Below are 10,767 nucleotides of genomic sequence, written 5' to 3'. Positions count from 1 at the left end.
ATTGAGTCTTGCCGCAAATTCCTCCGGCTGCAGACGGGCTGTCTGCACATTTTCCAGCAGCAGCTCCTCTCTCAGACGGATAAGCTGACTGCCTGAACGGCCGGTCAGACCGGACTGCAGCTCCGCAATCCGCTTCCGGCTGTGCTCAAGCAGCTGCAGCCGAGACGGTTCGGACGCAAAAGCGCCGTAGATTTTCTTGTATTCCTTGACATAGTATTCAGGGTCTAGTTTATCAGTCCCCAAACCATAATTAGCAGTAATTTTGTTCAGTTTGGCATTTTCTGCTTTTTTCTTGGCAATTTCCCGTACCTGCTTTTCAGTCATGCCAGTAGCAAACCGGTTTCTTTTATAATACCAATCTACATCCAGCTTATTCCCTTTCATCACAGGAGTTTGAGGTGAATGTCCATCGTCTCCCTCAACCACTTCAAATCGCATCGTCTTTCCATAAGGCACATCTCCTCCATCTCCATCAAGAACAACAACATCACCTCGGCTGTCCCGGTAAATAGTCGCATTCTTATTGAGATAGGCGACCTGTTCTTTTGATATGGCGCCGCTTGCTACCGCATCATGGGCCTCAAAATCCATAAAGTTTGTTACCTTAATCGAACGATGCTCCTGCAAACCGTATTTTGAAGCAGTATAAGCCACTCCTGGTCCGGCCTGACTGTGCCCAGACATATTAGAGATAATAGCATTCTTGTCCTCGGATTTGGCCTTCTCCAAAGTTTCCTGATAAAACTGATCAATATCGGCAGTCTGAGGCGTCAGTCCACCTTGTACCGTTCCAAACCAACCACTGGTAATAAAGGCATTTGCGGAAGATTCAGCAATATCAAAATCTTTCTTCCAGAAATAGGACTGGTCGTCCCAATACTTCATATGCTCAAAAGGAACTTGGGTACCGGCTACAAGAATGGTTGTTTCCTGATAATTTGGATTAGCCCCATCTGCATTGTCTACTGGAACAACTGCCAAAGCTTGGGTTACATCATCTTTTTGATTAACAACTTTATAAAATTTGTTTTGTCCTGGAATCTGTATAACAGAACCGTTCTCTTTCTGAATTGACTTCTTGGTAATCCCTTGTAATTCTTGAATCTCTTTATCAGTCAGTGTCATTTGGAAGCACCCCCTTTTTCAGTTCAAGATTATAAACAATCTTTGCCTCCGAGCTGCCAGTATCTGATTTTTCAACCCCCTTTAACTTTCCTTCTGAAATCAGGGTCTCAAAATTCAGATCAATATCCTTCATTTCATTCCTTTTTACTTCTTCCGGAATAGGCTTCCCATAAGTCACCTCTATCATTTCCCCAGAATCGGTACTTAATTCAATAGAATGTTTTCCTGAATAATAAAACCCAAGGCGTAAATAACCTATGATACCATACGCAGGATGTTGAAATTTTTTAAATTCTCCTCCAAATCTAGCCTTATTCCCATGTGAATCATAAATAATAGGGACCATTTCCGCATTAAACATAGAAGAGCCATCGTCCCCCGTGACATAAATCGGAGAAAATTCAATCTTCTCAATTCCTGAAAAATGTTCCTTGATGTAAATCCCTATCTGCTCTTCTAAAAGGCGAAAACCTCGTTGATAGAGTTGGGTCGTTTTAGGACCAAGATTGGGCTTTGTGATTTTGTTGTACATATAAATACCTCCTCCGATAAGAGATAAAAGAATTATGACTGATATTAGAATAGGCTTTAGTCGTTTCTTCATAAATGAACCTCCATTATACAATTCTATAAAATAACGCTTTGATAAACCGCTTTCTTATAGTATAGCATAACGTTTGAGGAATGTCAGATGAAATCAGTCAAAGTTCCACTAATATCTGTCTGAATCATACTGATTACTTAAACCACCGGCGCAACAGCAACAGCTTCTGTTACAGAATTTTCTGAATTGATGATTTCGTATTGTTGACCACTGCTTTCTAAATCTTTTTTAGTCCCTTCTTCTAACCCTTTCCATTCCTAACCTTATCATGCAATTGTTGGATTTCTCTATGGGTTATTTCCATTTTGAATAATCTCCTCTCTTAATCTCTAAATTATAGTTAATTTCAGCTTTTGGACTCCCTGCTTCGCTTTTAGTGATGTTCTTTAACTGACCATCATTAACTAAAGCTTCCATATTGGCGTCCGTCCCTTTAAGTTCTGTCTTGATTTTAGCTTCCTCAGGCAAAGTTTTTTGGTTGCTTACATTGATATCAAAATCTAACCCCCTAGAAGATTTTTCTAAATAAATAAATTCATTGCCTGCATAATCAAAGTCAACCTCTAAATCCGCAGTAGTCCCGTAGGATGCATAACCAGTATTGCCAATTTGAGTTCCCAGCACGGCTCGGTTCCCCTCCTCATCATAGACGACTGGGAGAATATCAGCTGTAAAAGGGGGATTATCTTTCCCACCCTGAACGAAAATCGGCGAAAACTCAATCTTAGAAACACCGGAATAGTTTTCTTTAATGTAAGTTGCAATCTGTTCTTCCAGCAGACGAAAACCGTGTTTGATAATTTTTTCTTCTTTAACATCAAGTCCAGAAGAAGTTTTTTGTAAATTCACCATATAAAATATACCTCCTGAAATAAGAACGAACAAAACTGCCAGACCTGCAACAACCTTTTTTCTCATAGACCAACCTCAATTATAGTATTCTATAAAATAACGCTTTTATAAACCGCTTTCTTATAGTATAGCATAACGTTTGAGGAATGTCAGATGAAATCAGTCAAAGTTCCACTAATATCTGTCTGAATCATACTGATTACTTAAACCACCGGCGCAACAGCAACAGCTTCTGTTACAGAATTTTCTGAATTGATGATTTCGTATTGCTGACCATCATCAGTCGCTTTTCTCGTGCCTGCTTTATAAGTTTTCCAAGTCCTTACCTCACGATGAAGTATTTGAATATTCTCGTGGCTTATTTCCATTCTAAATAACTTCCTCTCTTAATCTCTAAATTATAGTTAATTTCAGCTTTTGGACTCCCTGTCTCGCTTTTAATAACATTTTTTAATTGACTATCGTCAACTAAGGCCTTTATGTTATCATCAATCGCAGGATTAGAAGTTAATTTTACTTCATCCGGTAATTTTTCTTTATCAGCAACTTCAATCTGTTCCTTAATTGAATTTCTCAGTAAAATAGATTCTTTATCATCAGCATCAAAGTCAAGGAAGATACTGTAAGGTATCCCATAGGATGCATAACCTGTATTACCAATTAAAGTTCCAAAAACAGCTCGGTTCCCCTCCTCATCATAGACGACTGGGAGAATATCAGCTGTAAAAGGGGGATTATCCTTTCCACCTTGAATGAAAATCGGTGAAAACTCAATTTTATTTACTCCAGAGTAGTGTTCCTTAATATAGGTAGCCAGCTGTTCTTCCAGCAAACGGAAACCGTGCTTGATAAGTTTTTCCTCTTTAACATCAAGTCCAGAAGAAGTTTTTTGTAAATTCACCATATAAAATATACCTCCTGAAATAAGAACGAACAAAACTGCCAGACCTGCAACAACCTTTTTTCTCATAGACCAACCTCAATTATAGTATTCTATAAAACAGCGTTTTCATAAACCGCTTTCTTATAGAAAAGCATAATTTTTGGGCAATGTCATATAAAATCAGTCAAAGTTCCACTAATATCTATCTGAATCATACTGATTACTTAAACCACCGGCGCAACAGCAACAGCTTCTGTTACAGAATTTTCTGAATTTATGATTTCGTATTGCTGATTATCCTTAGTAAATAATTTTTTTCCTTCTGGTTCAATTTTCCAATTTCTAACTTCAGCATGAAGTTTCTGAATGTCTTTATGTGTCAATTCCATTTTAAATAGCTCCCCCTTCTAATTTCTAAATTATAGCTAATCTCAGCTTTGGGGCTACCATTATTACTACTTTTGATATTTTTCAATTGACCATCATCAACCAAAGCCTGCAAATTTTTATCTAACATATTATCAGGGAGCAACCTCGCTTCCTTTGGTAAAACATTTTCGTTAGACACATCAATCTCAACGCCATGTCCTTTTTCAGAATCTTCCAGCTCTATAATTTCTTTATCATCAGCATCAAAATCCAAATAAAGCCCCGCAAGAATACCGTAAGACGGATAACCTATGTTTTTTACATCCTTTCCTAAAACAGCTCGGTTCCCCTCCTCATCATAGACAACTGGCAGAACATCAGCTGTGAAAGGAGGGTTGCTTTTTCCGCCCTCAATAAAAATCGGTGAAAATTCAATTTTACTTACTCCAGAGTAGTGTTCTTTAATATAGGTAGCCAGCTGCTCTTCCAGCAGACGAAAACCATGCTTGATAATTTTTTCTTCTTTAACATCAAGTCCAGAAGAAGTCTTTTGCAAATTCACCATATAAAATATACCTCCTGAAATAAGAATGAATAGAACTGCCAGACCTGCAGCAACTTTTTTCTTCATAAACAAACCTCCATTATACAATTCTATAAAACAACGCTTTGATAAACCGCTTTCTTATAGAAAAGCATAATGCTTGAGGGGTGTCATACCACTACTCCCCCTTCTTCAGTTCAACATTATAGACAATTTCTGCTTCTGGGCTGCCTTTTTCATCCTTGACAACATCTTTTAACTGACCGTCCTCTATCAATAGTTCGATATTTTTATCTGTGCTCTTCGCTTCTGTTAATTTAGCTTCTGATGGGAGGTGTCTGGAGTTTGAAACATCTATTTCCTCACCTCCTGGACCCATCAATTCTATGACTTCCTGGCCAGTTCCATCGAAAGCAAGAAAAATATGAGAAAGCAAGCCATAGCTCAAGGGGAGATTGTTCTTTACAGAAACTCCTAAAGTCGCTTGGTTGCCATGCTTATCATAAATCGTTGGGCGTACATAGGCATCAATCATGGAAGAACCATCATCCCCCGTAACATAAATGGGAGAGAATTCAATCTTCTCAATTCCTGAATAGTGCTCCTTGATATAAATCCCGATCTGCTCCTCCAGCAGCCGGAATCCGCGCTGATAGAGCTTGGTCGTTTGAGGGCCAAGATTGGGCTTCGTGATTTTGTTGTACAAATAAATGCCAGCTCCGACAATGGATAAAAGTATTATGACTGATATTAAAATAGGCTTTATTCGTTTCTTCATGGATAAACCTCAATTATAGTATTTTATAAAACAACGCTTTTATAGACCGCTTTCTTATTGTATAGCATAATTTTTAGGTAATGTCATATAAAATTTTGTCAATGTCATATCACTACTCTCCTTTCTCCAGCTCAACATTATAAATAATTTGAGCTTCTGGACTGCCTTTTTCATCCTTGACTACACTTTTTAACTGACCATCCTCTACTAATAATTCGATATTTTCATCTATCCCTCTAGCACTTGTCAGTTTAGCTTCATCAGGCAAATGTTCAGCATCAGAAACGTCAATGTCGTTATCTTCTGAATCCATCAATTCTATGACTTCTTTACCAAATCCATCATAAGCAAGAAAAATATCAGTAATTAAACCATAGCTAGCTGGAGTGTAATTTTTAATTTTCGTTCCTAGAGTCGCTTGGTTGCCATGCTTATCATAAATCGTCGGACGTACATAGGCATCAATCATAGAAGAACCGTCATCCCCCGTCACATAAATCGGAGAAAATTCAATCTTCTCAATTCCTGAAAAATGTTCCTTGATGTAAATCCCTATCTGCTCTTCTAAAAGGCGAAAACCTCGTTGATAGAGTTGGGTCGTTTGAGGGCCAAGATTGGGCTTCGTGATTTTATTGTACATATAAATGCCAGCTCCGACAATGGATAAAAGAATTATGACTGATATTAGAATAAACTTTATTTGTTTCTTCATCTCAAGGCTTACTTATACATTTCTTCTAATTTTTGCCAAATCTCTTGGCTGGGCATGGTTTTGCCTGTCCAGAGTTTAAAGGCTTCTGCCCCCTGATAGAGCAGCATGCCGAGTCCATTGACAGTCTGAATCCCCTGACTGGCCGCAAGCTTCAGGAAAGGGGATTCAAAAGGCTGATAAATCATATCCGCGACAATGATCTCCTGGGGGAAAATAAATTCAGAAGTAATCGGCAGGGCCCGGCCGTTCATGCCGACGCCGGTCGCATTGACAAATAGTTCCGCATCCTGAATGCGCTCCTGCAGGAGCAGTTGGTCCTCCAGTGAAAAAATCCGAATAGGAACCCCAGTCTCCTGCTCAATGGCCTCAATCCGCTTCTGAGCCTTCTCCAGCGAAGCCGTCCGAGTGAAGACATCAACAGCAGCAACACCGTCCAGAGCTCCTTGGCCGATAATAGCCATAGCTGCGCCGCCAGCCCCCAGAATGGTCATTTTTTTGCCCTTAATAGCAAAAGACGGCAAGCTCTGAAAGAAGCCCTTGCCATCTGTGTTATAACCGATTAAACGACCATTGCGATGAACAACTGTATTGACAGAACCAATCAGGCGGGCAACTGGGTCAATCTCATCCAAATAAGGAATGACAGCCTGCTTATAAGGCATAGAAAGATTGACGCCGAACATATTAAAGCGCCGGATATTCTCAATTGTCATCTTTAAATCTTTTCTGGTGACCTCCCAGGCCACATACACACCATTGACCCCCGTTTTTTCAAACGCATAGTTGTGGACAAAGGGGGAAATGCTGTGCTTGATTGGATTGGCTACAACAGCAGCCATGCGGGTATGCCCATTAATTTTCATCTAAAATCTCCCGAACGATTTTCATATTAGGCAAGGAAACCTGCCCCGGTGCACTGGGCTGCTCTACGCTGGAATAGGACCAGCTGGAGCCGGTCAAATCAGCTGCCAGTCTCGAAATCTTGCCGATTTTTCCCATGGAAATAGTGACAAAATCCTGCTCAGGATTCAGCGTCTTGAAGCCGCGGGTATAGTTCATCAGATCCAGCACATCCTGCTCATTGTGGGCCATGACCGAAACCTTGACCACTTTGGGCGTCAGACTGGTCAGCTCAGACAGGATTTCCATCATATTTTCCGGAGTTTCCTCGAAGTTATGGTAGCTCAGGACCAGATTGGGAAATTCCAGCATTTCCTCAAACTTATCCTTATGAGAATAGTACTCAAAGTCGATATAATCCGGCTGATAAAAACCGGCCACTTCCTTAATCAGGGCCACATACTCATCATCGGTCAAATCAATCTCTCCGCCCTCTGGGCGTGTCCGCAGCGTGAAAATCAGCTCACGCCCGGCAAATTTTTCAAAAATAGCTGGCGCCACATTGAGAATGTCATCTTTGACCAGAAAGTCTGCCCGCCACTCAATAATATCGGCATCATCGTAGCGGGTCACATCAATTTCCTGAGCTTCTTCTAAACTCTTTGGCATTACAGAAACGACTAATTTCATTTGTCCACCTTTATTGTAAATACCTTGAGGTAATTACTGCTCCTGTCTTTTTTATTGTATACAAAGTCTGCTGGAAGGCCGTATTCTGCTAAATAGCGGTGCCCAAGCCCGGCAAACCCTTTTTCGATTTCTTCTTTAAATTTACTCTTGGAAAGATTGGCTGCATTGGTGCTGACAATCAGCAGCCCCTGAGGGCTGAGAATCTCCAAAGCCTCCCGAATCAGCCTATGGTAATCTTTGGCAACCGAGAATGTCTGCTTTTTATTTCTGGCAAAGCTGGGCGGATCAAGGACGATTACATCATACTGCAGATGATGGCGCTTGGCGTATCTGAAATAGTCAAAAGCCTCCATGACCACAAATTGATGCTGATCCAGAGCCAGCCCATTTGCCCGAAAATGGGCTTCTGACAGCTCACGGCTGCGCTTAGCCAAATCCACCGAAACCGTCTGACGGGCTCCGCCCATGGCAGCCGCAGCAGAGAAAGCCGCAGTGTAAGAAAACAGATTGAGCAGGCTTTTACCTGCAGCCAAGCCATCCACCAGACTGGCCCGCACATCATGCTGATCCAGAAAAATACCCGTCATGAGACCGTCATTGAGAAAGACCTGATAGCGGACACCGTTCTCTAAGACGATAAAAGTATCCGGCGCTTCTGCTCCATATACATGAGCTGACTCATAAGCCAAGCCCTTGAAGCGGATTTTTTCGTAGGCCCCCGCAACTTCCGGAAAAACATCCCGAAAAGCCGTCAAAATTTCTTCTTTAATGGCATAGACAAATTCATTATACCAAGAAAAAAGCGCAAAGTCATTATATAAATCTACTGTGAAGCCGCCAAAGCCGTCGCCGTCTTGGTTAAAGAGGCGGTAGGCACTGGTATGGGCAGCCTGACGATAGGCCGAACGCCTATCCTTGGCCTGAGCAAACAGCCCCCGAAAAAAGGCCGCATCCGCTGTGATCCTCTCATGGGAAATCAGCCAGCCAATCCCCTTATTCTGAGCGGAGAGATAAGCTGTTCCCAGAAACTTTCCTGCCGCATTTCGCGCTTCCACACATTGGTTGGTCAGCGAAAGATGCGGAAAGTCTTTCTTTTCCAGTAAAAAGAGGCCCTTTCTCAGCTTCTCTTCTGCCTGCTGATTCACAGTAAGTTTATTCATAACGTTTATTATACCAAAGATTGTGAAAATTCTCAAAACATATTTTACAAAGGGACAAGCAAAAATGAATTTCTGACAAAAATACAAGGGGGCAGAAGGCTATATTTTTATTTTTTTACAAAAACCTCTTTTATTTTAGTGTGTTCGTTGCATAAAAAAAGAGGCTGAGACAACAGTACCTATTCTCCCCCACCGCTTGTAATAAATTCTTTTATGGAACTATCATCCCTACCAATTTCAACTTCTCTATAAAAATCAAATTGCTTCTCATAATCAGTATTACCATGAATACTTATACCAAATTCAGTCCCTTGGATTTTTAAATAAGATGCGACCCTACTATCATTAAGGATATAAAGACGGGTATAATCGCCAATCGCATTTCTATAAGAACCATTCTCCTTAAATGAACGCAGTTGTTCTTGGCTCAAATCCATTATTTGAAAAAGAAAGATAAAATTTTCCAGCCATTCCTGATATTTCCCGGTTAAATTTTTGCTAGGCATCAATTTCCCCGTCTTATCAACCTCTATATCAATTTTTACCACTGTTTCCAGAGTTTCATTAATCTCATTAATTTCTAAGGTCCCGGAAATAATTCCGCTCTCTTGAGAATATAAATCTAGAACATAGTTTGTTTTATTAAATAACTGACTATTATAAATTCTAAATCCCTTGGGAAAAACCTTGAATAAGTCATATGGATTCTTGGTCGGGTAAACCTTCCCTAAATCCGAAAACTTTTGTTCTTCCAAATATCGACAGCCTGACAAATTTGTCATAACAATAAAACCTCCTAAAATTATAATGATTGTTTTTAAAATTTTCTTCATAATCTTCTCCTTCTCCTCTCAGCCATCATCTCATTGTTTGAAAAACTGTGGTTTATCCTAGTCATTTTCTCCCATGTCTCCTCCTTATCACAGTCTGATTCTATTATACTGAATAGCTGTCATTCTAGGAAGCAGCTTATTAGACAGAATCCCAAATTCTATCCAGTTTTGGGGGATTTTGAGCAATAAAAAAAGACCTTGCGATTGCTTGTTTATCCTATCTCCATCCGCTCCCTTTCCACTGAGATCCAGAAATTCGACATCTCCTGCAGCTCCGGGATAGGATCCCCGGTAGAAGGTCGCAGTCTCCTGGATGCGGACTGAGGCATCCGCCACCTTTTGGAAACGCTGCTCTGGAGTCAGCTTTCTCAGCTCCTCGACCGGCACGCCATTGATGGCTGTCACACCCGGATGGCGATCAATCAGGCGCGGAAGCTCGGTCTGCCCCAAGACACTGTCGGCCGGCGAATCAGCATTCATCAGGACCAGCACATCCCCACGGGCATTGACACGCATGTAGTTATCAGAGACAAGGTCGTTGATTGTTAAGACATTATCACTGCCAAAGACATATTTGTTGCGGCCTTTGTCAGTCCATTTACCGCCTATAAGTTCTGCAGCTGCATTTTTACCTATCTTCTCTCTCAGTTCATCAACAAAATAGCTATCATTCAACAGATTTTCTCCAGCACCATTAATGAAACTATAGGCGCCATTGCTATGCTCTGAGATATTCTGGGCCGTCCGGAAAATCTGAGACTGGACTCCAGGCTCATTACCAAACCAGCCGGAGTAAGCAATAGCCGCTCCGCCATTTTTAGCTCGAAAGTCCATCTGCTTTATTTGTTCGCCTAGCTCAGCCGCAAACTTGGCAAAATCTGCTTTTGTCTCCAAGGGTCCGTCAAAATGCTTAACCCAATTAATAATATCCGCTTTTGTTTTATACACTTCTTCATTCTCCCTTTAAATATTTAGCGCACTTCCGGATCGGCTATTGATCGAAATTCTACATCATTTCGATAGTCTAAATTTTGAAGAGCTTGTTTAATTATTTCAATAATTTCCTTTTTATTATTTTTTAAATTACTAGGAATATGAATATAATTTATTGCTTTAGCAACCAGGCCTTTTTTCAACTCGCCTGTTATTTCATCACGTTCTGACCATTTTAAATTTGCAACCGTAGTCACATTCAAATTAATCTGCTGATTTTTCCAAAGCAAAATAAACTCTGTAGAGTCATCATCTCTATATGGATCACGAGTAATCCATAAATAGACTCCTTTTTCCTTGTCTGCAGTCCACAGTTGCTGCTCAAATCGTATATCATCAAATCCTAAATTTTCAAGCATTTCCTTATATTCCAAAGGTACTAGC

At 40.6% G+C, this 10,767-nt stretch carries 15 protein-coding genes; all 15 read right to left on the bottom strand.

Annotated features, from left to right (window positions below; translation table 11 throughout):
* A partial coding sequence (locus STRDD11_RS05675; protein ID WP_128836336.1) for a hypothetical protein occupies positions 1–1,125 on the bottom strand: 1,125 nt, incomplete at its 3' end.
* Complete coding sequence (locus tag STRDD11_RS05670; protein WP_128836182.1) at positions 1,112–1,729, bottom strand: hypothetical protein; 618 nt, start codon at positions 1,727–1,729, stop codon at positions 1,112–1,114. The genes STRDD11_RS05670 and STRDD11_RS05675, both read right to left, overlap by 14 nt.
* 294 nt (positions 1,730–2,023) lie before the next feature.
* The gene (locus tag STRDD11_RS05665) at positions 2,024–2,647 is read right to left on the bottom strand and encodes a hypothetical protein (protein WP_128836180.1); all 624 of its coding nucleotides are present in this window, start codon (positions 2,645–2,647) and stop codon (positions 2,024–2,026) included.
* Positions 2,648–2,784: 137 nt separating this feature from the next.
* A complete protein-coding gene (locus STRDD11_RS13630) occupies positions 2,785–2,949 on the bottom strand; it encodes a hypothetical protein (protein WP_164828360.1) in 165 nt (54 codons plus the stop codon).
* Positions 2,940–3,551: a hypothetical protein gene (locus STRDD11_RS05660; protein ID WP_128836178.1), complete on the bottom strand. Its 612-nt coding sequence runs from the start codon at positions 3,549–3,551 to the stop codon at positions 2,940–2,942. The genes STRDD11_RS13630 and STRDD11_RS05660 overlap by 10 nt, the downstream gene beginning before the upstream one ends.
* A 137-nt stretch (positions 3,552–3,688) precedes the next feature.
* Positions 3,689–3,853, bottom strand: a complete 165-nt coding sequence (locus STRDD11_RS13625) for a hypothetical protein (protein ID WP_164828397.1) — start codon at positions 3,851–3,853, stop codon at positions 3,689–3,691.
* Entirely contained in the window at positions 3,844–4,464 is a 621-nt protein-coding gene (locus STRDD11_RS05655) for a hypothetical protein (protein WP_128836176.1), read from the bottom strand. The genes STRDD11_RS13625 and STRDD11_RS05655 overlap by 10 nt, the downstream gene beginning before the upstream one ends.
* 91 nt (positions 4,465–4,555) lie before the next feature.
* Positions 4,556–5,155 (bottom strand): hypothetical protein, encoded by a 600-nt coding sequence (locus STRDD11_RS05650; RefSeq protein WP_128836174.1) that lies wholly within the window; start codon positions 5,153–5,155, stop codon positions 4,556–4,558.
* Between the two features lie 112 nt (positions 5,156–5,267).
* Positions 5,268–5,867: a hypothetical protein gene (locus tag STRDD11_RS05645; protein WP_128836173.1), complete on the bottom strand. Its 600-nt coding sequence runs from the start codon at positions 5,865–5,867 to the stop codon at positions 5,268–5,270.
* An 8-nt stretch (positions 5,868–5,875) separates the two neighbouring features.
* Positions 5,876–6,730, bottom strand: a complete 855-nt coding sequence (locus tag STRDD11_RS05640; RefSeq protein ID WP_128836171.1) for a shikimate dehydrogenase — start codon at positions 6,728–6,730, stop codon at positions 5,876–5,878.
* Positions 6,720–7,397 (bottom strand): type I 3-dehydroquinate dehydratase, encoded by a 678-nt coding sequence (gene aroD, locus STRDD11_RS05635; protein WP_128836168.1) that lies wholly within the window; start codon positions 7,395–7,397, stop codon positions 6,720–6,722. Before aroD ends, STRDD11_RS05640 begins: the two co-directional genes overlap by 11 nt.
* The gene (locus STRDD11_RS05630; RefSeq protein WP_128836166.1) at positions 7,394–8,557 is read right to left on the bottom strand and encodes a class I SAM-dependent rRNA methyltransferase; all 1,164 of its coding nucleotides are present in this window, start codon (positions 8,555–8,557) and stop codon (positions 7,394–7,396) included. Before STRDD11_RS05630 ends, aroD begins: the two co-directional genes overlap by 4 nt.
* A gap of 179 nt (positions 8,558–8,736) precedes the next feature.
* On the bottom strand, positions 8,737–9,390 hold the full coding sequence (locus STRDD11_RS05625) for a hypothetical protein (protein WP_128836164.1): 654 nt from the start codon (positions 9,388–9,390) through the stop codon (positions 8,737–8,739).
* 87 nt (positions 9,391–9,477) lie between these two features.
* Positions 9,478–10,338, bottom strand: a complete 861-nt coding sequence (locus tag STRDD11_RS05620; protein WP_128836162.1) for a hypothetical protein — start codon at positions 10,336–10,338, stop codon at positions 9,478–9,480.
* Positions 10,339–10,361: 23 nt separating this feature from the next.
* Positions 10,362–10,767 (bottom strand): hypothetical protein (locus STRDD11_RS05615; RefSeq protein ID WP_206512679.1); only part of this gene is annotated, 406 nt, incomplete at its 5' end.

This window comes from Streptococcus sp. DD11 (assembly GCF_001578865.1).
Taxonomy (GTDB): Bacteria; Bacillota; Bacilli; order Lactobacillales; family Streptococcaceae; genus Streptococcus; species Streptococcus panodentis.
This window is presented reverse-complemented; position numbering and strand designations above follow the sequence as displayed.